Raw genomic sequence first — 25,307 nt, 5'->3', positions numbered from 1 at the left:
TTGCTTTGACCTGTTCATACTCCTTTATCAGAAAACGGAACTTCTCCAGGTAGTTCCGTTGAAGGGTCATGTCATTGGTGTTTATTCGCATAACAGAAACCTAAAGTTTTGTTACCGAATTAGTTGACTTTTACAATTGCGAGCGAAGCGCGGCAATCTTTCTAAGAGATTGCTTCAGTCGTTCCTCCTTCGCAATGACGTTTAATCAATTCGCTGCGAAACTTGCTTCACGGTAACTCCCGCAAGCGGTTTTTTCAGCGCATATTCTGCTTTCGCGAAGGTGTCTTCCAACGCCTCAGGAAGGTTGAGAGATACGGTGTCTTCTTCGTTGCCAACCTTACAGCGGAACGGATTGTCCTTCTTCATGGCCAAGTAGATGTCCCAAAGCGTGATGCTCATGGACGGGCGACCCAAAAAGTAACCGCCACCGATGCCTTGCTTCACCTTAATGAGGCCGAATTCCTTCAATCGCCCAACGATTCTACGCACAACAACAGGGTTTGTGCCGATACTTTCGCCCAATTCCGTGCTGTTCACCAAGTGCTTGTCGGTGCGGTCGAGGTAAACACAAATGTGGATGGCGTTGGTGAAAGTTGAATCGATTTGCATGGCGGAATTTTGTCACAAATGTAACTCTTAGAGTTTTTTACGCTGTGATTTTTGTTGCATTTCCATGCGTCAATTTCATTACCTAAACTTGTCCAAAATCACAGAAATGAGCGCTTACATATATGATGCGGTGCGCACACCGCGCGGAAAAGGAAAACCAGACGGGGCTTTGGCTTCGGTAAAACCCGTTGATCTTTTGGCTTTGACCTTCAAGGCCATTCGTGATAGAAATAACCTCAACACCGATCTGGTGGAAGATGCTATCATAGGTTGCGTGAGCCCTGTGAAAGAGCAAGGAGCGAACATCGCTAAGGCTGCTGCCATTGAGGCAGGTTATGCCGAAACCACCGCAGGTGTGCAGGTGAATCGTTTCTGCGCGTCAGGTTTGGAAGCCATCAACATGGCAGCTGCGTATGTTGGCAGCGGAAACGCTGATATGTTGGTTGCTGGCGGATTGGAAAGTATGAGCCGTGTGCCGATTGCTTCCGATGGCGGCCCGATGTATGACGACCGCGATTTCATTACGAAACACGCGCTTGTTCCACAGGGAATTTCTGCTGATCTGATTGCTTCCAAGTTCGGTTACAATCGTACGCAGTTGGATGAGTTTGCTTCGCGATCACACGCCAAAGCAGATGCCGCTTGGAATGAGAGTCGCTTTGCGAAGTCCATCATTCCCGTGAAAGATGCGGATGGAAATTCATTGCTTGATAGAGACCAGATGATTCGTCCTGGCACCACCGCAGAAGGACTTTTGAAGTTGAATCCAGCCTTCCAGAAACTGGGCGATATGGGATTTGACCAACTCGCACTCCAGAAATACCCAGAGGTTGGAACCATCAATCACGTGCATCATGCTGGAAACTCTTCGGCCATTGTGGATGGTGCTGCTTTGACACTTATTGGAACAAAAGAAGCTGGTGAAGCACAAGGTTTGAAACCACGCGCAAGAATCCGTTCCATGGCGTTGACAGGAACCGAACCGACCATTATGCTTCTTGGACCAGCGCCAGTTACACGCAAAGCGTTGAAAAAGGCAGGGATGGAAATCGGTGACATCGATCTGATCGAGGTGAACGAGGCGTTTGCTTCAGTTGTGCTTCGTTTCCTCGAAGACCTGAACATTGACGAAAGCAAAGTGAACGTGAACGGTGGTGCCATTGCCATGGGCCATCCACTTGGGGCTACAGGTGCTATGCTGATGGGAACGCTTATCGATGAACTCGAACGTCAGGATAAGCAAACTGGTCTTGTAACCCTTTGCGTTGGTGGCGGAATGGGAATTGCTACCATAATTGAGCGGGTTTAATCGCTACCTTTAAATCATGAGCATCGAAACCACAAAACTTGAATTGATCGAGTGGCTGACCAAACTCGACAACGAACAGATGTTGGAGGCTTTGCTTTTCTATAAGAAGAATCATGAGGTTGTCGGTGAAGAGGAAGACCTCACACCAGCGCAGAAAGCTAAAGTGTACAAAGGATTGGACGATATTCAGGCCGGAAGAGTGATGGAAAGCTCTGAAGTTTGGAAAAAGTATGGCCGCTGAGTATCGGGTCATTTGGTCGGAAGAAGCGGTAAGCGACCTTCAAGAAATCTACGATTTCGTTTTGCGGAAATGGTCGCTCAAGGAGGCCGAAAGATTACTTGATCTGGTAAAGGATTTCGAGGACGTGATTCGTGTCTATCCTGAAGGGTTCAAACTATCAAATTCTGTGGAGGGTGTTCGAATCGGACACATACATCAGAACACTACGGCCGTTTATCGCATTCAGGACAAGACAATCGAGATAGTAACCCTATTTGATAACCGTCAGAAGGAAGATTTCAGGGATTAGCGTCCAACCTCATACCTCATACCCTTCGAATGGGTTGTAAACTAAGGCGCATACATGCATTGCAGTTGTGAAATGCCATTGCTTGGGAACCGTGTTTGAAACAGAGGCCGCCAGTACAATTTCGGAATCAGATTCCAATATTGTTCCAAGCTGATGAATGAGGACAAACCTATTTATCAACCTCCAACCTCACTCCTTCTGAGTGCGTTGTAAACTCAGGCGCGTACATGCATTGCAGTTGTGAAATGCCATTGCTGAATGTACCTGCCTGAGTAACGTTCAGGTCGTATTCGAATACGAACGTGCCTTTGGGCAAGTAGCTGAAGAAGAAGTTCATGGCCGCATCGGTGGTGGAGCGGTAGTAGCTCAATCCTTCTTGGAATTCAACTCCTGAAAGTTGCTTGCGCGGTTCGAAACTGGCAGCACGCATGTCTTTCAAATGCACGTATTCCATGTGGCGGTCGGTTTCAAGAACGATGCGAACGCGAACTCTATCTCCAACCGAAAGCGAGGTGTTCTCTCCCAATGGTTTCATAACGGGGCCGTTCTCCGTGTCTTCCAACAGCATCACATCCCGCTCCATTTTTATCGGGTTATCGGTAGCACCTGTGGTCTTATCCAAGTCCTCGAAATACTTCCAGTAAACCGCACCCCACGCCACGCCATCGTTGTCTTTGGTAACGGTCACATTACCCATTTCCGAATCAACTGAACTCTTTGTCCAATTGGTTTTGAAATACCCCGTCCCTGCTTCGGTTTTCAGGTCGGGGTCAGTGCGCGGGTCGATGGTTTCGTTCCCCAGTTTGATGGAAACTTTCGCTTCAGTTTCAAAGTCGGTGTTGCCAGTTGAGATCAGCGCGTAGCAGGCTTCGGCTGTGGCCTTGGTCGTTTCCCAACTTTGCGTCTGCTTTTGTTTCAGCAGCCAAATGTTCATCTCGCGCACCATGTCGGCATCGTTCGCCACCTCATCAAACGCTTCCAAGATCATCACGTGGTTCTCAATCGGAGCCTGATACCAGTAATAACCCTTGTCCATGGCCCAATACGTGCCGAATTCCTCACTTGTCAAAGCCGTTTCTCGAAGAGACACGATGACTTTCTTGGCATCATCTTCAAAGCCCGACCGCTTCAAAACCACAGCCGCCAGACCTTTCTGCGAAGCATCAAGTTTTGTCCACTTATCGCGAATGTTCTTCACGATCAGGTTGTAAGTGGTTTTCGCCTTGCCGTTCAGCGCAAAATCATCCAGCCAGAACGACCGCGCATAGGTCATGTGCAGGTCGGTCCAACTCGGCATGTAATCCTTGTCCTTCAGGTCTCTGCGGTCGTAGAATTTCACCATTTCCTCATCGAGAAAAACGATTGCTTCGCGAAGCATTGATTCAGTTTCTCCATCCATTTGCCACACGCTCATCTTGCGCATTTTCCCGAAGCCCGAAACGATGTAACGCGTGATGTACATGTCGGAGCGCAAGCCGTTAAACCAGCCCCAGCCGCCATCGGGCTGTTGGTTCTGCTTCAGTTTTTTCAGGGCCGCTTGCAGTTCGGTTTCCATACGATCAGTATCGAACAGCTCACCAATACGCCTGCGCTGCTCGGTCTCATTCTGCGCATCGCGCACCCAAGGGGTTTCGGTCAGCAATGCTTGTTTCAGTTCTGGGTTTTTGTCCAGTTCAGATTGGAATGCATCTCCTTCTTTGTTCTGAGCATCACGCTTCCATTGCTCGAAAACGGCTTTGATCTTCGGGTCTGAATTGGCCAGATGCGTGCCGATGGCGTTGGCGTAGTAGCGACTGAAGATCTGCTCGGAGCACTCATACGGATATTCCATCATGTACGGCAGGGAAAGCACCGCCAGCCAGATCGGATTGGGCGTGAATTCGAGCGTGAGCGAGTGGTTTCGAAGCGTAGAAGATGTGTTGTGTTTCAGCTTATCGAAACTGAACGTGTGCGTGCCTTTTCCTCTGACGGGAAGTGGCATGCTTTCGGTCACCAACATGCGGTTCGGAAGTACGGGAATGGTTTTTTCCTCGCCATCGGAGTGATTATCAGACCACGCTTTTGTGGTGAATTTGATGGCGGAAATTCCTTCGGGAATGTTGATTTCCCAAGAAGCTACCGCTGAACCATTTGCAATGGACAATTGGCGATTGGCAATTGGCAATTTGAGTGGTTCTCCTGTGAGTGCATCTTGGAGTTCCAGCGAAGCAGAAGCCTTGGTAACCGAACTGTCCAACACATTCACTTTCACTTGGAAAATGAGTTTATCGCCTTCCCGCACGAAACGCGGATAGTTCGGTGTGATCATCAATTGCTTGCGGGTTACGACCTCTTCGGTGATGGTTCCAATTTTCAGGTCTTCGGTGGTGGCAAGCCCCATGAATTTCCATCGCGTGAGCGATTGTGGCGCATTGAATTTGAAGCTGACATTTCCCTTTTCGTCACTCACCAAATGCGGATTGAAGAATACGGTCTCGCTGAAATCCGATCGCATTCTAATGTCTTTCGGGGTGGCTGAGTCGGAGTTGTCAGAAATCATCGTGTCGCCTGAAACCTTGTCCGCTGTTGGGGGTGAAGCACCATCTTTCATAATTAACGGAGCTTCGTATTCTACCACTTGAACTTCGTCCAAGACGGCCTCCTCTGCGATACCAAACATTTCAGCCGCTCTTCCGCGAGAATAAACCGTGTTTCTGGCCGATTGCAGGTAGATATTCCTTCCTCCAAAATAGTACCCGAACCAATCAATCTGCTCAAAGTCCCTATCAATCGTTGAACTCGGATATTTCATCCAGTTGCGGTTCCATATCTGGGTTTGGGCTTGGCCAAAGGAGTTGGAATTCCAGTTGTAGCGGACGTTCAGAAAATGGTAAGGCGACAGCCCCCAATTGTTGGCGGCCAGCACATCCAACGAGGCATCATACATTGTGGTCAGGAATTCGGCCTTGGCGGGTTTTCCGTTCATGTCTTTGATGCTGACGGTCCATTCTTCGGCATCATCGGGCGCCATTTCCTTGCGGAAGGTTTCGAGCTTCACATCCAACTGCTTGTTGGTGTAAGGCACCGAAATGGTTTTAGACCAACTCAACAGTTCGTTGTTCCGAACAGTGGTGATGTGGATCTGCGCATTTCCACGCCATTCTTCGGTCACGGGAATCTCCAGTTTCTGCTGAGTTCCCGTGCAAGAGATTCCCTTGGTGTAGATGATCTTGTTGGTCTGGAAACCTTTGTCCTTCACTTCCACCTCAATCTTGAAATCCACAAAAGCGTAAGACGAACCGACCAGCAGTTCAAGCGTTTCCCCAGGCTCATAGTTGTCTTTGAGCGTGTGGAACCAGGCCGTTGTGAAGTAGGGGGGAACCTTGGCCGTGGCATCCACCAAGTTGTAATACTCCTTCTGAATCACTTCCGTTCCGAATGCATCTTTGGCAGTGAGTTCCACGAGATAGTACCCTTGCCCGAGGCCATTCAATGGCGCAAAATTCACCTCGCCCGACTGTGCGGTTTTAACCACCGCATGGTACATGTTCTTGTCCTTTTCCCACGTTTGGTGGTCGCCCTCGTTCTTGTAAGGTTCGTTGCGGAACATACGCTTGAATTCCGATTCGCTCAGGTAGAACTGATCGGGCGTTTGCCATAATCGTTTGCGTAGAATCCGCTCATTCGGAATGAGTTTCCAAACATCCACCGAAACCTCGGCAGGTTGCTTTTCTCCCGAAAGATTTGTGGCTGAAACCGTGTATTTGCCCAGCTCCTTTTTCTCAATGATGGCAGGTACGTCAATGTCGATGTTAAGCGCATGATAACCCACCGAAACGCTGGTGTTGCCCGTCTGCATTTCGCCACTTTGGTCGGTCACGTCCACTTCAATCTGGTAGTTGAAAACAGGCTTGTAAGTGGCTTTGATGAGCGGGTCGGGCTGTGCTTCGAATTCAGTTTGGAAAACGCCCGAAGCATCGGTGGTTACGGTACCGAAAGCCACTTGCTTGGGCTGCGACTGCGGCATCCATCCCCAGCACAACCACGGAAATGGGAATCGGGCCATGCGTGTGACGCGGTATTTCACTTCTGCACCATCCAGCGGAACGCCTGAATACGACATGGCCGTTCCCGAAACCGAAACCGTGTCGTTCACGCGGTATTGCTCCTTCGGCTGATCGACCTTCACCTCAAACTTCGGCCGCTTGTATTCTTCCATGCGGAACGAATGCGAACCGCTTTCATTCCCGATTCGAATCATGCCATTCAAGCCTCCCGTTGGCGCAATGAACGTTCCAGAAAACGTCCCGAAACCATTTGATTTCAAGTTCAATGAGCTCACTTCCTGCCCGTTGGCATCAAAGAGTTTCATGGTCGTGTTCTTGTCAGTCAGCGTTTTCACCTCCTTGCCGTTGCTCGAAAGCATGATGCCTTTGAAATGGATGGTCTGGCCAGGGCGGTAAATGGCGCGGTCGAGGAAGAAATGCGTCTGGTCGTTCCAGCGGATGTCCTCGCGGTTGCTGTAGCCGAACACGTTATCCGCCCCGATCAGTTTGTCCTCGCCATGGTACACATCCACCACATAACCACGGTAATTCTGGCTCTGGCCCTTCCAAACCGCCTGCCCGTTCTGGTCGGTGGTCAGCGTCTGCTCCAATTGATAATCGTTGCTGCGCGTTTTGCGGTTGTAAACCAAACTCAGCAGTTCAATTTTTGCTTGCGCGATGGGTTTTCCGCTATCGCGCGAAACGACCTTCAGCACCGTTTCACCATCATTTTCTGAACGGGAAATAAGTGCAAGATCTGTGACCGTGACGATGGCATACGAGACCACATCCTTATTGGTAGATAATTTAGAGTCGGAGCCCGTGAAGATGACGTAGGTGCCGATTGGCAGACCTTCCAACGGAAGTTCAATGCTGTGCTCGCGGAAATCGCCTGGATTCGGAACTTGAAACGACTTTTCGGAAACGGTCTGCGAATGCGACTTCAGCCAGTTGATGAGCTTTTCGCCATAGTTGCTGCGGGCGTTCTCGCGGTATTCAATAGGGTCGAGTTTGGCCACTTGCGTGTAAACCGTCCACTTGTCCGCATCGGCATCTCCAATATTGCGGTAGTTGAACAGAAATCGGAAGGGCTTTTCGGCAAGTGTGTGCTGCTCGGCCGCCATGCTCCAATCGCGCTGACGGATACGTTCGGAAAGCGAAGTGCAATTCCTCGCGCCCAACGAATTCGGGAATTTCTGAATGTAAACCTGACAGATGGAATCGGCCGTTTTCCAATTCCAGCGTGCTGGGTGCGATGGGTCGGAGGCAGCGCTTCCTTGGTCATGATAAAGCAGTGCCAGATAGTAGGCAGCCTCACCCGAAACGGCATCGGCTGCGTGTTCCTTTACCAACTGCTGCAGCCTACGTGTGTAGTCCTTATGGGCCGATTGCGCCTGTGAACGGCCGTAGATGAAATTCAAGCGTTTCAGGTCCTCAGAGACCATGGCTTCTGTACCGAGTTTTTGCGCTTCGCGAAGCAATTCCTGATAAAGATGAATGCTGTAAGCCGCGGGTTGCAGACCGCTTTTCGTTGGTGCTTCCCACGTAAGGAACTCATCCACCGAACCCAACAGTTTCGGGTCGTTGTAAATGCCCGATGGGTCGAAGTTGATGAGTTCGCGCTCCTCCGAGCTGTAGAAATCTAATGCTCGAGATAGCAGAAGATGGTAGAGTGATGGCCGTAACTCACGGTACTTATCAGAGCCTGTCAGAATCGCCTCGTAATCCTTCAGCGCAGCGGATTTCAACACTTCCGCGTTCTCCAATGAAAGTCGGTAATGCTTGTCGGCTTCTTCAGCAATGCGCTTGAAATCCCATGTCAGGATGTTGTCTCCCGCAGTTTCAGTGGCAGTTCGGTTGTGTATCTGCCAACTGTTGTTCTGGTAATAGCCCCAGTTCATTTCGGCCAGCAACGAATGCAGTATCTGCTTGGTGGGTTCGGGCGCGGTTTTGGCCTCATCCTCCAAGCGGATGATGCTCGCCACCAGACTTTCCTCCTCAAACTCCGATTGGAACTTGATCTCGTGAATGACGGCCTTCACCAACTGCGGACCGTTGCCGTCTTTCACGGCTTGGTCGTGGATTTTCCGAACCACCTCTAAGGCCGATTTCGGGCGGCCATCGTTGGTGTATTGGTCTACTTCCTGCCACCAGCCGCCATAGTTCTGGGCTTGGCAACCCGTGGTGAAAATTGTGAATAGGGCGATAAGGAATAACCTCATGTGCTTCGGTTTTTCTTGTGGATGCATAAGTTATGGATTATCCATAATTGGGGGTGGGACTAACCGCAAAGGCGCAGAGTATTTCGCAGAAAACGCGAAGAAATTAGCCTTTCGAAGACATGTTTTTAGCCACAGAAACACAGATTTTCACAGAGAAAGGGAATAAAGATTCCATTGTAATTCTGTGTCTTCTGCGCTTCTGTGGCTATTTCATGTTTTGCGCTCTTAGGCGCATTCTTCGCGCCTTTGTGGTTAAAAAATCAAGGAAACGTAACGTAGATCTTGCCTGTGGTGGAAAGCGGTGCGGTCGGGTCGCTATCGAATTTGGCCTGCTGACAGGCTGATTTCGCTTTCACGAACAGGTACTTGTCGTCTGTGGTCTTGGTGCCTGGCGCGCCTGGTTCGGCACGAAGCACGTTCCCGTACTTGTCGATGGTCACTTCCACCACTACCACGCCCTCATCCTTGGTGCCAAGGCCGATCTTCGGGAAGCTGATCATCTTGCGGCCTTCCATCTCGTATTCGTACTCCTTGAAACCTTCTTTGAACTTCTTGCGGAGGTTGGTGGACGAAGCCGCAGTGGCCTGTTCCTCATCAAAGAAGTTGATGGTGCGGATGTCGGAAACGAGGATCTCCAACGGTCTTCCGTTGTGCATCATGGTGAGGGTTGGGCCCTGCATGGATTTCACTTCGCCCTTCTTCTGCGAGCCGTCTTTCATGATGACGGTGTGCTGCGCGAGGGCAGAAGAGATGAAGAGACAAGAGATAAAGAGATAAGAAAGGATGCTACGTGACATGGCTTGAGTTTTTTCGAAGGTAGAGCGAATAGTATGCCATGAACTGAAAGAGGGGCGCGAGTATTACACAATGATGTTTTGATAAGACCCCCTCGGCCTACGGCCACTCCCCCTTTCGAAGGGGGAGAATTGGCGCTCTGATTTAACGTTTGAACGAAGAGACAGCTCCCCTCCTGGAAAGGAGGGGTTGGGGGAGGTTTTTTTACTCCACCACCACCTTCTGCACCGACCGCTGGCCGTTCTGTGTAAGTACCTCTACCAGATAGATGCCGCTAGGCAGACCGCTGATGTCAATGACCACACGGTCATCCTGAGTGCCATCCGCTTGTGGCGGATGGTGTATCGAAGGACGACCAGCCACATCCCTCACCCAAACCTGCGCAAGCTGTGTGCGGCTTTCTATGGTAAGGTTGGTTGTGGCGGGGTTGGGGTAGATGGAGAAGGTGAAATCATCGTATTCCCAGATACCTACTTGCAATGTGAACTCCAAAATAAATGAGGTTCCTACACATCCATTGTCATCAACTACTTCAACGGTGTAGTTTCCGCTGGTTGTTGCCGTGTAAGTTTGGCCAGTTGCGCCAAGGATAATTGTATCATTCAAATACCATTGATACGATACAAAACTCTCAGGACATGTGAGGTCATTTTCATTATATAAAATGGTTGGAGTTGGTTCAATAATGCTGACCGAAACAGTGTCTGATAAAAACTCGCAACCGCCAGACATTGCTGAAGAATAGTAGCTACCTGCTTCCAATGCATAAATTGAATGGGATGTCGCTCCTGTATTCCATTCGTAATCCGTTAACCCTGTTTCTGCCAGTAGCAAAATGCTATCCCCATCACAGAACTCTAAATCACCGCTGGCAGTGATTTCGAAGCTACCCGAACACGATACCGTTATATCTTGGCAAGTGGTATCAGGGCCACAATCATTTTCTGCAATTAAGCAGACCTCATAAGTATTTGGAGATTGAAACGTATGCGTTGGGTCTTGAACATTGGCCTGAAATCCGTCTCCAAAATCCCAACTCCAATCGTCTGTGTTGGAACTTTGGTCTGTAAAATCAACTGCCAAACCATTAATAACGAAACTGTAGGCTGACTGCGGTGCAGGACAACTAACCGAAACCAGTTCACAGACAGTTTGTAAACCAGCACAATCATTGCCAACTGTTAGACAAACATTATACGTTCCTGTATCCGTATATAGGTGCTGAGGAGAAATGTCATTGGAAGAGTTGCCATCTCCAAAGTCCCAAAAGACCGTATCCGTATTAACAGTAAGGTTGGTAAAGTCCACCAATAGGTCAATAGCTGAACTTGTAAAACCCGCGGCCAATGAAGCATCTTCCGCATAAGTGAACCAACTTTCATTGCCGTCAAACATGTCTTCAAAATTATCCGCATCTGTGTCGTAGGCGGTAACCGCAATGCTATCGTTGATGCTCACACCACTTAACGTGTAGGTATTCACGTTTCCAACATCAATTGAATTGGAGAAAGAATAACCAGTAGGACTACCGTAGTAAACACGATAGCCCGCCAAATCAGTTTCCAAATTGTCAGACCAGCAAAGTTTGACATTACCGTTTCCTAATTCAACTTTGGAAACATTACTTATTGGCGTAACAGGTGCAGATGTGTTCGGATTCTGTAAAACTGGGCTGTACGATATTACTCCCAAGCTGTTGTTGTCAAAAAAATCTAATATCCTATCGTTAATTTGAGGCAATGATTGGGTCTTCCAAAACATGCTGTCGGCAATTAAATCTATATCTGACGTAAAATCGTAGTGTGTACCAACCACATTCGTGTTGTCATAAATGTTGGCTTGGCGGAATTCCGCATTTACATTTATTGGTTGAGAGTTAACCCAATAGTACGTGAATTCAGTACTGAAACTTTCGCCTAAGGACGTACAAGTGTTCCGTACAATGGTATTTTTCCGACCAAAGGAAAACTCACTTGGTGGGTCTACGAAAAAGACATTAATCAGATGTGAGGACATGGAGTTATCGATAATCTGGTTTCCAACCAAATTAGAGGCTCCGCCTCCCAGCAATGAGACTCCTCCATGATTATTGACAAGGATATTTTCTTCAATTTGAAATTGGGGAAGGGTAAATGCGAAGTCCTCAAATTGTATTCCACTTGAACCGCCAGAAATGAGATTTCGGGTTATCCGATACGAATGAGACGGGTTTGTATAATAGGAATTCACCACAATGGCCGTATCGTTGCCCACCAAGTAATTACCATCAATAGTTGACGTAGAAGACCAAAGTGAAATACCGTATGAGCCATTATTAGCAATAAAGTTGTCTTGAATAGTATTTTCTGGCGTCCAACTAATTGACACACCACCATGCGAATTACCAGTGATCTCAGAATTAAATAGTCGAAAGTTTGCATCGTTATAAGAAATACTTGGAGTTGAGACACTAACTCCTAAGTAATTACTCCGAATTGTGCAGTCGAAGATCCTTAATTCAGAATCAAACAGCCCAACTATTCTAATTGCTGCCCGATCGTTTTGCTGAAACAAACAATGACTAAGAAACGGTGATGAGGAATTGGTTGTAACTCCCGCCCCATCCGAATCACCCGCATATTCAATTCTAGAATATTTAATGCTACAACCTGATTGGCTCAAACTGTCGAAATCCTGACTACTATCCATGAACGTGATACCGTACCAGTCACCTGTGACTGGGGAAATACTATTGCTTGTAAAAATTATACTGTCGTTGGCAGTTCCATCAGCCCTCAAAACTCCCTCGACTCTTAGCTCAGTACCAGAATCAAAACGAACTTCGACACCTGGTTCAACTTGTAAAGTTACTCCGTTGGCAACCAGTATATTCCCTTGAACGATGTACGGATTTCCAGACATTGTCCAAGTTGTGTTTGAAGAAATGAGACCGCTGACATTGGTTTGAGCAAACGTGGTTAATGCGCTGAAAATGGAAAGAAGGAGTAAAGTTCTTTTCATGACTTTGGGGTTTGAATGCTAAAGTACAACTGCAATTAGATTGCCGCGCCTTCGGCTTGCAATGACGGTGGTAGGTGGCGTGCGTTAGGGATTGGAGCGGCATACTTTTTTGTCTTTCACAAAAAGATAGAGCGTAAAGCCCGCCCGCGCCTTTCGGCTGGCACTTCATTGGCTGTGCGTACCCTGAGGTTCTCGAAGGGTAGCCTCTGCTACGCTGTAGGCTTCGAGTGCCTCAGCCTACGCCCACGCGCGGGAACGCCCAAATAACGTTTTCCCGAATTTCCTTTTTCCCGTTTTACCCCTCTTGGTGAAAATGCTCAAAAACGATCCTCGCTTTGGCCTTGCCAACGGCTTCGGCCAGTTCGGCCTCGGTGGCTTCTTTGATCTTCTTTACCGAACGGAATTTCCACAGCAACTGCTGCGAACTCTTATAGCTAATGCCTTTGATGTCGGTAAGCTCTGACTTGACCGTGGCCTTGGCGCGCTTGTTACGGTGGTGCGTAATGCCGAAACGGTGCGCCTCGTTGCGCGCATGTTGGATGATCTTGAGCGTTTCCGAACGCTTGTCGATGTACAGCGGCACCGAATCGCCTGGGAAATAGATCTCTTCCAGCTTTTTGGCAATGCCGATGATGGTGATCTTGCCACGCAGCCCCAGTTTGTCGAGGCTCTTTACCGCGCTGCTCAGTTGGCCTTTGCCGCCATCGATAACGATGAGCTGCGGCAGCGGAATGCCTTCATCCAACATGCGTTTGTAGCGCCTATAGACCACTTCTTCCATGGAGGCGAAATCGTCTGGGCCCTCCACGGTTTTGATGTTGAAATGGCGGTAGTCGCTCTTGTACGGCTTGCCGTTGCGGAAACACACCATGGCCGCCACGGGGAAATTGCCCTGTATGTTGGAGTTGTCGAAACACTCGATGTGGCGCGGCTGCTCCTTCATGCGCAGGTCTTTCTGCATCTGCTCCATGATGCGCGTTACGTTGCGCTCGGGGTCGAGGATCTCGGTCTGTTTGTCCTTGTCGCGCTTGTAGGTGAGGGCGTTGCGTTGCGAAAGTTTGAGCAGCGTGCTGCGGTCGCCCCGCTGCGGAACGGTGATCTTCACGTTCGGAATTTCGAGGTTGAGTTCGAACGGCAGGATGTATTCCTTGGCATCCGACCCGAAGCGTTGCGAAAGCTCGATGACTGCCATTTCCAGCAGTTCCTCATCGGTCTCGTCCAGTTTCTTTTTCAGTTCGATGGTGTGTGCCTGCACGATGGCGCCTTCAATCACCCGCATGTAATTGACGTAGGCCGATTTCACGTCTGAAACGATGGAGAACACATCGGCATCTGAAACCACGGGGCTCACCACAGCCGACTTGCTTTGGAATTTCTCCAGTATTTCGAGTTTCTCCTTGACAAGTTGCGCTTCCTCAAACTCCAGTTTCTCCGCGAATTCGGTCATGAGGGTTTGAAGATGTTCGCGCACTTCGCGGATGTTGCCACGGATGATCTTCTTCACATTCTGAATGGCGAGGTCATAATCGTCCTCGGTCTGTTTGCCCACACACGGCCCTTTGCAATTGCCAATGTGGAACTCCAAACACACTTTGAATTTCTCCGCCCGAATGTTCTCTTGCGTCAGGTTGAGATTGCACGTCCGCAGCGGATAGAGTTGGCGGATGAGCTCCAAAAGCGTGTGCATCATCTTCACATTGGCGTACGGCCCGAAGTACTGCGAACCGTCCTTCACAATTCTTCTTGTCGGGAAAATGCGCGGATAAGGTTCCTTCTTGATGCAGATCCAGGGGAAGGTCTTATCGTCCTTTAGCAGCACATTGTACTTGGGCTGATTTTCCTTGATGAGGTTGTTTTCCAGCAGGAGCGCATCCAATTCGGAATTCACCACAATGAACTTAATGTCGCGTATCTGCCGCACGAGAATGGCGGTTTTTCGGCTATCGTATCGGTCTTTGGTGAAGTAGGAAGACACGCGTTTCTTCAGGCTTTTGGCCTTACCCACATAGATCAGTTTCCCGTCCTTATCGAAATACTGATACACTCCCGGAGATTCCGGAATCGTCTTGAGAAGGGTCTGAATATGTTCGGGTGCCTGATTGACGCTCACTTTACAAATATAACTTGAGGCAATGCGTACATTTGATGCTTCAATAAAAACACAATTATGAAAAAACTGATACCATTTTTTGTTCTGGGAACGATTGCGGCAGCCAATGCGCAAACAGTTACCATTGATCAGAGCGATTTCCCACAAGCGGGAGACTCGTTTTCTTTTGGAACAGATTTAGATGTAACCGATCTGACGATTGATCTGGGTACAACGGGAAGCGGACAGACGTTCGACTTTTCAATGCTGAATACGGATTCTTTGTTCACTGTAGGATTTTATGACCCTGCTACCGTAACCAGCGGAAGCGATTTCCCAACGGCCGATATGGCGGTGGATCAATCGCAGGCCTATGGGTTTGTTCAAGTGAATGCAGGCTCTGTGGATGTTATCGGCCTCGGTGGCGACCTTGGTCCTCAACTGGGAAGCCCAGTTCCGTTGGTGCTTTCTATTCCGGCTACGAATCCTTGGACCATCTTCACGTTTCCATCCAGTTTAGGAACATCATTTACCGATACCGCTGTTTTCGATCAGCGCGAATTGTCAGCAGGTCTGTTGCCTGCCCAAGTTGGTCTGGTTTGGCAACCCGCTCCGGATTCAGTTCGAATTAAGCGTACGGTTTATATCGAATCATCGATGGACGCAGAAGGAACCTTGACCAATGTGTTGGGCGAAACACATCATGTGCTACGAATGAATGTGGTTGAAACAAACGTTGATTCACTTTGGGGCTGGACTGCTTCCGGTGGTTGGGAATTGCCTCCAGCGCTTGTTCAGGGCTTTATCGGTATTCCAGGAACGTCTACCACATACAGAACACGTTATCTGAGCCAAGAGATCGGTTACTACGTGGTAGAGTTTGAAACCGACCAATCGGGAACACCGCTGAATGCAACGTTCATTTCGGATCAGACCCAGTGCTGTACAGGTGTTGAAGATATCGTAGCTGCTGGACAGGCGGTGATGTATCCGAACCCTACAAACGGTACCATTCGTGTAAGAACAGGCGGTGATATCTATCTGTTACACATCATGGATATGAGCGGAAAACTGCTTCAGATGGAGCGATTGACCATCGATAACCAAACGGTTGACGTGAGCAATTTGGCAAGTGGTCTTTATGTTTACCAAATGGTGGATGAAAGCGGAAAGATCGCCCACACAGGCCGATTGAGCTGTATCAAATAAGTTTCTCGCAAAGGAGCTAAGAAATTGAAAAGGGCATCCGACTAAGTCGGATGCCCTTTTATTTTATTCACGTGTGCTGATCTAACTCTTTGCGACTTAGCGTCTTGGCGAGAAGTTAAACAAACCTCGGATCTGTTTCCATTACGTAGCCACAGTTGGAGCAAGTTCGCAGTTCTTCCGAACCATAGAACTCGCGGAAACGTGGCAGAAAGTCCTTCTCAATATCGGTAAGCGGGAAGTAGGTTTCGTGCAGTTTGGTGTTGCATTTGTCGCAGAACCACAGCAGACCGTCTTTCATGTCGGTGCCGATGCGCACTCGCTCGATCACCAAACCGACCGAACCCTCGCTTCTGCCTGGCGAATGAGGAACCTTTGCAGGAAGCAGGAACATTTCGCCTGCTTTTATTGGCACATCCACAGCTTTCCCATTTTCCTGAATACGCACGTTGATGTCGCCTTCCAATTGATAGAAAAGCTCCTCCGTTTCATTGTAGTGATAATCCTTTCGGGCGTTTGGCCCACCCACGATCATCACGATATAGTCTTCAGCTTCCACGTACAGGTTTTTGTTTCCGACAGGCGGTTTCAGCAGGTCGCGGTTATCATCGATCCATTGTTGCAGGTTGAAGGGTTTTCGTATTGCCATGATCTTTAGTTTGTTCAAATGTCGTCAACTTTTCAAAAGTTGATGGCAGTGCAATTTACAGTAGCTTTGGCCAAAGCCCGAACATGAAAATCGATCTGAAAGGAAAGCGCGCCCTGGTCTGTGGAAGCACGGCAGGCATCGGCAAAGCAGTTGCATTGCAGTTGGCAGAGGCTGGTGCTTCGGTCACGTTGCTGGCGCGGAATGAGGAAAAACTGAAGACAACATTGGCCGAACTCGCAAGCGGAGATGGTCGGCAGCACGGTTATTTGGTGGCCGATTTCAGTAAACCCGAAGCATTGAAGATCGTGGTGGAAAACCACGTAAAATCGTCTGAACCTTACCACATTCTTTTGAACAATACAGGCGGCCCAGCCGGAGGTTTGGCCATCAATGCCGACCTGAGTGAGTTTGAAGCTGCGTTCCGTTCGCACCTCATGTGTAATCATTTGTTGGTGCAAGCGTTGGTGGAAGGAATGAAAGCTGAAGGCTACGGCCGTGTCATCAATATCATTTCCACTTCGGTGAAAGTGCCGCTGAACGCATTGGGCGTTTCCAACACCATTCGCGGAGCGGTGGCCAATTGGAGCAAAACGTTGGCCAATGAACTCGGTCAGTTCGGAATTACGGTGAATAACGTGCTGCCAGGCGCCACAAGCACGGAACGTTTGAGTTCCATCATCGCCAATAAATCCAATAAGCAAGGAATCAGCGAAGCGGAAGTGGAAAAACACATGAAGGCGGAAATCCCCGCTGGCCGCTTTGCCCAAGCGTGGGAAGTTGCAGCAGCGGCCACTTTCTTGGCATCACCGTTGGCTGGCTACATCAACGGAATCAACGTTCCAGTTGATGGAGGAAGAACGGGCTGTTTATAGTTGATAAGATATCGGTTTGCAGAGTTGGTAGCGTTAGCTGGCTCACTTTGTAAACGTTATCAACTAAATAAACCGATCACTCCTTAGCCAGAAGTTTAAAACCCTTTCCGTGCACATTCACCAGTTCAACTTCTGGGTCGGGTGCCAAGTACTTGCGCAGTTTGGCAATGTAAACGTCCATACTGCGTGAGTTGAAGTAGTTGTCATCTCCCCATATTTTATTGAGCGCGTAGTTGCGGTCGAGCACATCGTAGCGGTTCTCGCAGAGCATGTTCAAAAGGTCGGCCTCTTTCGTTGTGAGGCGTCTTTCTTCTCCGTTTATCTGTAGCACCTGACGGTCGTAGTCGAATAGGAATCCACCAACATTGATCGCTTCTTTCTTCTTGGCTTTATTGCCATCTGGGAGCGTTCTGCGCAGAATGGCCTGCATGCGCATAAGCAGTTCGTCCATGCTGAACGGTTTGGTGATGTAATCATCCGCTCCAGCCGCAAACCCTTTCAGCTTGTCATCCTTCATGCTCTTGGCCGTAAGGAAGATGATGGGGATCTGCTTATCCGTTTGGCGGATCTCTTCCGCCATGGTAAAGCCGTCCTTCACAGGCATCATCACATCCAGAATGCAGATGTCGAAACCGCCCTGTTTAAAAGCCTCATAACCGACCTTTCCGTTCTCGGCCAAAGTGGTCTGGTAGCCTTTGGCGTTCAAGTATTCGCGAAGTAGCATTCCGAGGTTCGGGTCGTCTTCGGCCAACAGTACGTTTATCTTTTCTGTGCTCATGGTTGAATGTATTTATGGGGGATGAATATTTCAAATCTACTGCCTCGGTCCAGCTCGCTGCGAACGGTGATCCAGCCGTTGTGCTTGTCAACGATGGCCTTCACATAACTCAGTCCGAGCCCGAAGCCTTTTACATTATGGATGTTTCCCGTGGGAACACGGTATAGTTTATCGAATATCTTCTTCTGATTTTCCTTGCTGATGCCGATGCCGATGCCGTTGTCCTCCACAAAAACCACAATTCCATTCTTTTCGTTCCGCGTTCCGACTTTGATCACGGGAATGTTCTCCGTGTATTTCAAGGCATTGTCCACGAGGTTGAAGACCACGTTCGTGAGATGGATCTTATCGGCCTGAACCAGTGTTTCGGTGGCTTGCAGATCGGTGATGAACTGACCGCCTCTGCGCTCCAGTTGGATTTTCATGTTCTGCAGCACTTGGCTCACCACTTCGTGCACATCAAGGTCTGTGACCTTCAGTTTCAGTTCGCCTTTGTCCATCACGGCCGTACGCAGAACGTTCTCCACCACCATTGCCAGCCGCTTGTTCTCATCTGCAATTACGTTGATGTAGTTGTCAACGATACCAGCCGTGTTCTTGATGTCGGGATCGCTCAGCGCCTGACACGCCAGCGAAATGGTGCTGATCGGTGTTTTCAGCTCATGCGTCATATTATTGATGAAATCGTTCTTGATCTCTGATACTTTTTTCTGTCGGATGATGGTGGAAACTGTGAACGAGAAGGAGAAGATGATGACCAGAATGAACATGGCCGAAATGGTGAGCAGCAGCCACATGGTGCGCAGCAGGTACTTGTTCTGGTTGGGGAAGAAGATGCTTAGGAATTTCGGTTGGCTGAACACGTTTCCTGGTGTGAGATTGACTTTGTGTGGTGAGGCAAGAATGCCGTTCACTTCTTCCGAATCGGCATCCAAATAGAACGCGTTCATGAACGGGTCGAAGATGCCGTACGCATAATCTGCACCGATGCCTTTGTCCTTCAGTTGCTCTCGCAAAAGAGAATCAAGTGCAAGCGTATCAATGTCATCGGCCCTATTGTACAGGTCCACACTCACGATCTCCTCAAAGATCTCATTCACCATGTCGGCACGTTTCTCCAGCCACTGCAGGTTCATGGCCTGTGCCTGCTTCAACGAGTCAACATACCATTCCACTTGATCTTGCGATTCGGGGATCGAGGGTTTTCTTATCGGCCCGTAGTTAGGAGATTCAAACCGTTTCTGGCGGCTTCGTTTCACCAGCGTTCCCGCAGAATCCACTAAGAATTCCTCATAGATATTGATCTCGAAATGCGCCTCATTGTTCGATGCGAACACGTTCGCAAAGTTGTCTTCTGGCGCAAAAAAGAAACCATGGTTTGTCGGCAATGCCTGCGGGTTTGGCGCAAATCCATTGTCCAGTTCAAACTTTTGGTGTTGCAGCAGCATCAGGCTGTCCTGCGTTCTGCGAATGGCGCGGTTGATGGAATCCATTTCCAACACCAGACGCTTGCGCTTTTCGCGCAGATCCATTTTCAGCGCCAGATTCTCGGCCGTTTTCAGTTTCTCGTACTGATAGACCACATTTCCCAACGCCTCATTTACCGAAGACTGGAATTTTTGCTGGCGCAGCTTCACCGCATTGTTGATCCAATACACCTGTATCCCGATCAGCCCTACCAGCGCCACGGTCATCAGAATAATGGTTGCTTTGATCGTATTCTTGCCCAACACAACAAAAGTACGTGCGAGCCGAGGGCGCTATTATCTACTTAACACATTTTAACGATGCCTATTTTTACCGAAAACGCAGGCCATGCAGCAGATTCTGAACTACATAGACGGCAAATTCCACGCACCCAGATCGGGTCAATTCTTGGACAACTACAACCCCGCAACGGGCGAGGTCTATTCGTTGATTCCTGACTCGGATGCGGCCGATGTGGAAGCCGCAGTGCAGGCCGCTAAGGCCGCGTTTCCCAGTTGGTCTGCGCTAACGCGCGAAGAGCGGTCGCAGCACATGCTCAACGTTTCGCGCAGAATTTCGGAGCGGTTGGATGAACTTGCCGAAGCCGAAAGTGCCGACAACGGCAAACCTGTTTGGCTGGCCAAGAAGGTGGATATTCCACGCGCTTCCGACAACTTCAAATTCTTCGCCACGGCCATTTTGCATGACAGCTCGGAATTGCACGACACCGATGGAAAATATCTGAACTACACGCTTCGTCAGCCCATTGGTGTGGCTGGCTGTATCTCTCCATGGAACTTGCCGCTTTATCTCTTTACATGGAAAATTGCACCCGCATTGGCCGCAGGTAATACCGTGGTTGCCAAACCATCAGAGATCACACCCATGTCGGCATTTTTGTTGTCGCAGATCTGCGATGAGGTAGGTTTTCCAAAAGGTGTGTTGAATATCGTTCATGGTCTGGGCGCCAAGGTCGGTTCGGCCATTACAGAAAACCCGAATGTTCCGATGATCTCCTTTACGGGAGGAACGGAAACAGGAAAGACCATCGCGCGGACGGCCGCGCCCATGTTCAAGAAACTCTCGTTGGAGTTGGGAGGAAAGAATCCCAACATCATTTTTGATGATTGCGACATGGAGAATGCGCTCAAAACCTCGCTCAATTCCAGCTTCGCGAATCAAGGACAGATCTGTCTGTGCGGTTCGAGAATGTACATTCAGCGTGGTATTTACAATGAGTTCCGCGACCGTTTTGTGGGGATGGTGAAGGAGATGAAGGTCGGCAACCCGAAAGACGCGGATGTAAAACTCGGAGCCGTGGTTTCCAAACCGCATTTCGAGAAGATCCTGTCCTATATCGAATTGGCAAAGCAAGAGGGCGGAACCGTCCTTTGCGGAGGCAAAGAGGCCAAAACAGACCTTGGCGGCTGGTTCATCGAACCGACCGTCATAGAAGGTTTGCCAGACACATGCAGAACAAACCAAGAAGAGATCTTTGGCCCTGTGGTCACACTTCAACCGTTCGATACGGAGGAAGAAGTGCTCGCCTATGCCAATGGCACCAAATACGGTTTGGCCTCAACCGTTTGGACCAGCGACCTGACGAGGGCGCATCGCGTTGCAGCGCAATTGCATACAGGCATTGTTTGGATAAACTGCTGGTTGGTGCGCGACCTGCGAACGCCTTTCGGTGGTGTAAAACAATCGGGCGTTGGCCGCGAAGGTGGTTGGGAAGCGCTTCGCTTCTTTACCGAACCGAAAAACGTTTGTATTCCGATTTCCTGATCACGGATGCATCTTGATGGGGTACTTCTCGCGAATACGTACCCGCTTCGAAATTCCTTTGGCGCTTCCAGTAATATGACCCACAACTTCCACCTCAAGGCTTGAAGGGTTTTTGCCCATCAAAGCACCCAATCCCATCATCAGCGAACCGCTGATCAGTTCTTTGGAAGAGGTCGTTACACTTATGGATTTGGAAACCTTTGAATAGGCGGGAATGATCGTCAATTCCTTATTGGTGCTGTTGCCGATCGTGTTTCCATTTATCCGAACATCCAATCGATAGTTTTTAACATTGATCGGAAATTCATTCGGGTTGTAAAGCTCCACATCAAATGCAATTTCCGCTTCGGAACGTACGGCCGTTTTCAGTTCGCAACAGGTTACGGTGCGTACTTCCAGAGGCTGTACCTGCGTGCAGGAAGCAAGAAGCAACATCAGACCAACGAAAAATAGTAGGCGGAAATTCATCAGAGAAATCACGGTTGTTGTCCGCGTAAAGCTAATTTAGATCGTTGAATGACGGACATCACCAAAGACACGCTGGCTTTGCGCCCAGAGGACAGGCTGAAGCTTTTATCACGGGAGAATGAACTGCTCAACAGCATTGTTCAAGGGGCATCCGATTCGGTCTATGCCAAGGATCTGGAAGGGCGGTACATCACCATCAACCAAACGGGAGCCGATTATTTTGGCTGTAGCATTGATGAGGTGATCGGCCGCACAGACTTTGAGCTGATGGGCGAGGAGGTGGCGCAGGATTTTGCCAAATACGATCAACGGATCTTCGAGACGGGAACATCGGTCTCGTACGAGAGCCGAGGTCTTTTTGGCAAGGGTCACACGTATTTTTCCACCAGTAAATCGGCCCTGCGGGATGCAGAGGGCAATGTGATCGGGCTCATAGGTATCTCGCGCGATGTGACCAATGCGCGCCTCTCGGAAGAGAAATATCGGTTCATTTTCGACAATGCGCCCATTTCCTTCTGGGAAGAGGATTTCAGTCAGGTAAAATTGTTTTTGGATGAGCTGCGCGAGGTGGGAATTACCGATCTGCGCAGGTATTTCAGGCAGAATCCGAGCGAGTTGGACCGCTGCATCGACCTGATACAGGTGCAGAACGTGAACCGAACCACGCTTCAGATGTATGGCGTGGTCGATAAAGAAGGATTCATCAGCAAGATCCATCGCAATTTCACACCCGAATCCGAGTCCATCTTTGCAGAGGAATTCATTGCGCTGTACGAAGGAAAGACCTTCTTTCAGGCCGAAGGCTCGTTTGTGAACCTGAACGGTGACACGATCGAGGTGCAGTTCATCCTCAACGTGTTGCCAGGGCATGAAGACGACCTTTCGCTCGTGCTCATTTCTATTGTTGATGTAACCGATACCAATCAGCTTGCCTCCGAACTGAACACCATCAAGCACCGCTACCAGAGTATTGTAGAGGCGCAGACGGAGATGATCTGTCGCATCAACCCGAAGGGTAAGATCCTCTTCAGAAACCTTGCCTTTGCCAAGTTCTTCAAGTTCAAGGAAGGATCGGAGTCCACGCGTTTCCCAACGCTTTTTCCGCCAGAGGAATTGGACAAATGCGAGAAGTATCTGGAAGCACTTTCGGCACGCAACGACCAAGTGACCTTTGAGCTGCGCAACTACGATAAGGAGGGCGACATGGTGTGGCAGGAGTGGTCGGTAACGGCCTTCTTCGGAAGCACGGGAACGCTGCTCGGCTATCAGGCTGTGGGAACGGATGTCACCTCGCGGAAGATGGCGCAGGAGGCATTGGCGGCTTCAGAAGCACGCTGGCGTTCGGTTTTTGAGCATGCAGACGACCTGATCATGACGGTGAACTCTGAAGGATACATTCTTTCCGTGAACGATTATCCAGAGCTTTCGTCCGAACCGAAGTGGGCGGGCAGGACCATCGATGATGTGATGCTGCCTGAAAATGCGCAGGCGGCCATGGAATTGATCGGGGAAGTATTTGCCAGCGGCAAGCCGAAGAAGACCGACTTCCGACTGGCCAATCGCGATGGCCAAGGCTATTCGACCTACGGTGTGGCGCTTTCGCCCATTTTCCATGGTTCGCGCGTGCTGACGGTGGTCTGTATTGCACGGAACATTTCAGACACCAAGGAGATTGAGAAACAGACACGCGAAGCCCTCATTGAAGGACAGGAAAATGAACGGATGCGTGTTTCGCAGGAACTGCATGATGGATTGGGACAACTTTTTACGGCCATAAAACTGAACGTGCAGCAGTTGCGGTCGAGTATGGAATCGCGCTCCGAGAATGCCACGGCCGAAGCACTCAATGCGCTGGAAGACAACATCGGTTTTGCCATCACGGAAGTGAAGAACATTTCGCGCAACCTGATGCCAGACGTGCTTTGGCAGTTCGGCCTGCGTCCTGCCATGGAAGATCTGGTGGAGAAGATACGCACCACCACCGACATGCAGATCTCGCTCGAACTGGTGGATGTGGATGTGCGGTTCACGCCCGAATTGGAAAAGGCACTTTTCCGCATGTCGCAGGAACTGATAAACAACTCCATTCGCCACGGAGTGGCAGACCATATTTACGTGCAGCTGATCAACCACGGAGATTCCATAGTTTTGATGGTTGAGGATGATGGGAACGGTTTCGACCCGCAGGAGCCATCAAAAGGCTTCGGTTTGAGGAACATCCGTTCGAGAGCAGAAGTTTGGGAAGGCGTTGTGGAAATTGATTCGGCTGTTGGGCTCGGTACCGTCACCACCATCGAAATACCTCTGAAAAAACGAACGGAATGATACGCGTACTGATAGCTGACGACCACGAAATGATCCGAAACGGGCTTTCCTCCCTTCTGCGCAGCGAACCCGACATTCATGTTGTGGAGGTAGCTACCAACGGAAAGGAAGTGCTTGAGGTATGCGGAAAGCGGCAGATAGATGTGGTGCTGATGGACATTATGATGCCCGAAATGAACGGAGTGGCCGCCACTGCTGCCATCCGAGAGTCGAACCCAGAGATAAGAGTGCTGGCCGTGACCATTAACGATGAGCCGCGCTTCATCAAGGAAGCGCTCCATGCAGGCGCTTCGGGCTACATTCTAAAGCATTCCACCAAAGATGAAATTGTAAGGGCCATTAAGGATGTTTATGGCGGAAGACAGCACTTCAGCAGCGATGTCATCACCAAGATCTCATCTGAATTCGCGCAGGGGTCCAAGCCCGCTGGGCCGATGCTCACCAAGAAAGAATCGGAGGTGCTGCGTCTTATTGCGCAGGAGTTCTCCAATCAGGAAATTGCCGATCAGCTCAATTGCGGCATCCGAACGGTGGACACTCACAAACGCAACCTCATCAAAAAATTGGAGGTGAAGAACGTGGTCGGATTGGTGAAATACGCCATGAAGATGGGCGTGGTGAACGATTAGGCCGCCAGTTCTTCAATGTATTTCACGATCTGCCTTCTATCGATCGGTTTGGTCAGATAACCCATTACCAACGGTTCTTTTTCTGCACGGATGCGGTCTTTGAGACCCACAGATGAGGTAAGTACCACAACTTTCGTCTTGGTGCCGAACTCGTTCATCAGATCCAGCATCTGCCAACCTTCCAAATGCTTCATGCTCAGATCCAAAAACAGGATCTTCGGTTCGGGTTTCCCTCTTTTGGAAATGTCGATCAGCCTCAGGATGGCTCTGTCGCCATCGTCAAAATAGTCCGCTCTTTCTGCATAATCGGTCTTGTCCATCATTCCTTTAACAATGAAACGGAAGATGTCGTCATCATCCACAAACCAAATGTCTTTCTGCTTTTCCATGGCTCCTTTGTTTAATGATTAAAATGATTATCCGCAAAGTTACCCTAAAGCAAATTGATTCCATCGGAACATAAGGGCGAATCGCATCAGGCGGTCGAACAGATTCTTGGCAAACCGTCCGTTGAGTTTGAAGATGAATTCGTCCAGATAGCATTGGAGG

18 protein-coding genes are annotated in these 25,307 nt (G+C 49.4%); 8 read left to right on the top strand and 10 right to left on the bottom strand.

Features of this window, described 5'->3' with window-relative positions; translation table 11 throughout:
- Nucleotides 1-201 precede the first annotated feature (201 nt).
- Nucleotides 202-609, bottom strand: a complete 408-nt coding sequence (locus tag GC178_15595; protein MBI1288991.1) for a hypothetical protein — start codon at nucleotides 607-609, stop codon at nucleotides 202-204.
- Between the two features lie 106 nt (nucleotides 610-715).
- On the opposite strand from GC178_15595, the gene GC178_15590 reads away from it, so the two are divergent.
- The 3 genes from GC178_15590 to GC178_15580 are packed head-to-tail and all read left to right on the top strand — an operon-like array spanning nucleotide 716 to nucleotide 2,448.
- On the top strand, nucleotides 716-1,918 hold the full coding sequence (locus GC178_15590) for an acetyl-CoA C-acetyltransferase (GenBank protein MBI1288990.1): 1,203 nt from the start codon (nucleotides 716-718) through the stop codon (nucleotides 1,916-1,918).
- A gap of 16 nt (nucleotides 1,919-1,934) precedes the next feature.
- On the top strand, nucleotides 1,935-2,159 hold the full coding sequence (locus GC178_15585) for a hypothetical protein (GenBank protein ID MBI1288989.1): 225 nt from the start codon (nucleotides 1,935-1,937) through the stop codon (nucleotides 2,157-2,159).
- On the top strand, nucleotides 2,149-2,448 hold the full coding sequence (locus GC178_15580) for a hypothetical protein (protein MBI1288988.1): 300 nt from the start codon (nucleotides 2,149-2,151) through the stop codon (nucleotides 2,446-2,448). The genes GC178_15585 and GC178_15580 overlap by 11 nt, the downstream gene beginning before the upstream one ends.
- A gap of 169 nt (nucleotides 2,449-2,617) precedes the next feature.
- Here GC178_15580 and GC178_15575 read toward each other — a convergent pair whose 3' ends face one another.
- From GC178_15575 to uvrC, 4 genes are all read right to left on the bottom strand, one after another.
- Entirely contained in the window at nucleotides 2,618-8,722 is a 6,105-nt protein-coding gene (locus tag GC178_15575; protein MBI1288987.1) for a hypothetical protein, read from the bottom strand.
- Nucleotides 8,723-8,955: 233 nt separating this feature from the next.
- The gene (locus GC178_15570; GenBank protein MBI1288986.1) at nucleotides 8,956-9,492 is read right to left on the bottom strand and encodes a hypothetical protein; all 537 of its coding nucleotides are present in this window, start codon (nucleotides 9,490-9,492) and stop codon (nucleotides 8,956-8,958) included.
- A 202-nt stretch (nucleotides 9,493-9,694) separates the two neighbouring features.
- Nucleotides 9,695-12,490, bottom strand: a complete 2,796-nt coding sequence (locus GC178_15565) for a PKD domain-containing protein (GenBank protein MBI1288985.1) — start codon at nucleotides 12,488-12,490, stop codon at nucleotides 9,695-9,697.
- Nucleotides 12,491-12,785: 295 nt separating this feature from the next.
- The gene (uvrC, locus tag GC178_15560) at nucleotides 12,786-14,600 is read right to left on the bottom strand and encodes an excinuclease ABC subunit UvrC (GenBank protein ID MBI1288984.1); all 1,815 of its coding nucleotides are present in this window, start codon (nucleotides 14,598-14,600) and stop codon (nucleotides 12,786-12,788) included.
- Between the two features lie 57 nt (nucleotides 14,601-14,657).
- Here uvrC and GC178_15555 point away from each other — a divergent pair, with 57 nt between their 5' ends.
- Nucleotides 14,658-15,788, top strand: a complete 1,131-nt coding sequence (locus GC178_15555) for a T9SS type A sorting domain-containing protein (protein ID MBI1288983.1) — start codon at nucleotides 14,658-14,660, stop codon at nucleotides 15,786-15,788.
- Nucleotides 15,789-15,903: 115 nt separating this feature from the next.
- Here GC178_15555 and GC178_15550 read toward each other — a convergent pair whose 3' ends face one another.
- Nucleotides 15,904-16,434 (bottom strand): 3-hydroxyanthranilate 3,4-dioxygenase, encoded by a 531-nt coding sequence (locus GC178_15550; protein ID MBI1288982.1) that lies wholly within the window; start codon nucleotides 16,432-16,434, stop codon nucleotides 15,904-15,906.
- 83 nt (nucleotides 16,435-16,517) lie between these two features.
- Between GC178_15550 and GC178_15545 the strand changes: the two genes are divergently transcribed.
- Nucleotides 16,518-17,306 (top strand): SDR family oxidoreductase, encoded by a 789-nt coding sequence (locus GC178_15545; protein MBI1288981.1) that lies wholly within the window; start codon nucleotides 16,518-16,520, stop codon nucleotides 17,304-17,306.
- 76 nt (nucleotides 17,307-17,382) lie between these two features.
- On the opposite strand, the gene GC178_15540 is transcribed toward GC178_15545, so the two are convergent.
- Both GC178_15540 and GC178_15535 read right to left on the bottom strand, forming a co-directional pair.
- Nucleotides 17,383-18,084, bottom strand: coding sequence for a response regulator (locus GC178_15540; GenBank protein ID MBI1288980.1), 702 nt, complete (start codon nucleotides 18,082-18,084; stop codon nucleotides 17,383-17,385).
- Entirely contained in the window at nucleotides 18,081-19,814 is a 1,734-nt protein-coding gene (locus GC178_15535; GenBank protein ID MBI1288979.1) for a GHKL domain-containing protein, read from the bottom strand. The genes GC178_15540 and GC178_15535 overlap by 4 nt, the downstream gene beginning before the upstream one ends.
- An 85-nt stretch (nucleotides 19,815-19,899) precedes the next feature.
- Between GC178_15535 and GC178_15530 the strand changes: the two genes are divergently transcribed.
- Nucleotides 19,900-21,336 carry an aldehyde dehydrogenase family protein gene (locus GC178_15530; GenBank protein MBI1288978.1) on the top strand — a complete coding sequence of 479 codons (1,437 nt, stop codon included), beginning with the start codon at nucleotides 19,900-19,902 and terminating at the stop codon, nucleotides 21,334-21,336.
- On the opposite strand, the gene GC178_15525 is transcribed toward GC178_15530, so the two are convergent.
- Nucleotides 21,337-21,804, bottom strand: a complete 468-nt coding sequence (locus GC178_15525) for a hypothetical protein (protein ID MBI1288977.1) — start codon at nucleotides 21,802-21,804, stop codon at nucleotides 21,337-21,339.
- Nucleotides 21,805-21,852: 48 nt separating this feature from the next.
- On the opposite strand from GC178_15525, the gene GC178_15520 reads away from it, so the two are divergent.
- Both GC178_15520 and GC178_15515 read left to right on the top strand, forming a co-directional pair.
- Nucleotides 21,853-24,129, top strand: coding sequence for a PAS domain S-box protein (locus GC178_15520; protein ID MBI1288976.1), 2,277 nt, complete (start codon nucleotides 21,853-21,855; stop codon nucleotides 24,127-24,129).
- A complete protein-coding gene (locus GC178_15515) occupies nucleotides 24,126-24,758 on the top strand; it encodes a response regulator (protein MBI1288975.1) in 633 nt (210 codons plus the stop codon). Before GC178_15520 ends, GC178_15515 begins: the two co-directional genes overlap by 4 nt.
- Here the strand turns inward: GC178_15515 and GC178_15510 are convergent.
- Nucleotides 24,755-25,147: a response regulator gene (locus GC178_15510; GenBank protein ID MBI1288974.1), complete on the bottom strand. Its 393-nt coding sequence runs from the start codon at nucleotides 25,145-25,147 to the stop codon at nucleotides 24,755-24,757. The genes GC178_15515 and GC178_15510 overlap by 4 nt on opposite strands.
- Nucleotides 25,148-25,307 lie beyond the last annotated feature (160 nt).

The sequence above is a fragment of the Flavobacteriales bacterium genome (assembly GCA_016124845.1).
GTDB lineage: Bacteria > Bacteroidota > Bacteroidia > UBA10329 > UBA10329 > UBA10329.
This window is presented reverse-complemented; position numbering and strand designations above follow the sequence as displayed.

Coding starts and splice junctions, on each gene's coding strand:
- GC178_15595 (MBI1288991.1), bottom strand. CDS start 609: ATGCAAATCGATTCAACTTTCACCAACGCCATCCACATTTGTGTTTAC.
- GC178_15590 (MBI1288990.1), top strand. CDS start 716: ATGAGCGCTTACATATATGATGCGGTGCGCACACCGCGCGGAAAAGGA.
- GC178_15585 (MBI1288989.1), top strand. CDS start 1,935: ATGAGCATCGAAACCACAAAACTTGAATTGATCGAGTGGCTGACCAAA.
- GC178_15580 (MBI1288988.1), top strand. CDS start 2,149: ATGGCCGCTGAGTATCGGGTCATTTGGTCGGAAGAAGCGGTAAGCGAC.
- GC178_15575 (MBI1288987.1), bottom strand. CDS start 8,722: ATGCATCCACAAGAAAAACCGAAGCACATGAGGTTATTCCTTATCGCC.
- GC178_15570 (MBI1288986.1), bottom strand. CDS start 9,492: ATGTCACGTAGCATCCTTTCTTATCTCTTTATCTCTTGTCTCTTCATC.
- GC178_15565 (MBI1288985.1), bottom strand. CDS start 12,490: ATGAAAAGAACTTTACTCCTTCTTTCCATTTTCAGCGCATTAACCACG.
- GC178_15555 (MBI1288983.1), top strand. CDS start 14,658: ATGAAAAAACTGATACCATTTTTTGTTCTGGGAACGATTGCGGCAGCC.
- GC178_15550 (MBI1288982.1), bottom strand. CDS start 16,434: ATGGCAATACGAAAACCCTTCAACCTGCAACAATGGATCGATGATAAC.
- GC178_15545 (MBI1288981.1), top strand. CDS start 16,518: ATGAAAATCGATCTGAAAGGAAAGCGCGCCCTGGTCTGTGGAAGCACG.
- GC178_15540 (MBI1288980.1), bottom strand. CDS start 18,084: ATGAGCACAGAAAAGATAAACGTACTGTTGGCCGAAGACGACCCGAAC.
- GC178_15530 (MBI1288978.1), top strand. CDS start 19,900: ATGCAGCAGATTCTGAACTACATAGACGGCAAATTCCACGCACCCAGA.
- GC178_15525 (MBI1288977.1), bottom strand. CDS start 21,804: ATGAATTTCCGCCTACTATTTTTCGTTGGTCTGATGTTGCTTCTTGCT.
- GC178_15520 (MBI1288976.1), top strand. CDS start 21,853: ATGACGGACATCACCAAAGACACGCTGGCTTTGCGCCCAGAGGACAGG.
- GC178_15515 (MBI1288975.1), top strand. CDS start 24,126: ATGATACGCGTACTGATAGCTGACGACCACGAAATGATCCGAAACGGG.
- GC178_15510 (MBI1288974.1), bottom strand. CDS start 25,147: ATGGAAAAGCAGAAAGACATTTGGTTTGTGGATGATGACGACATCTTC.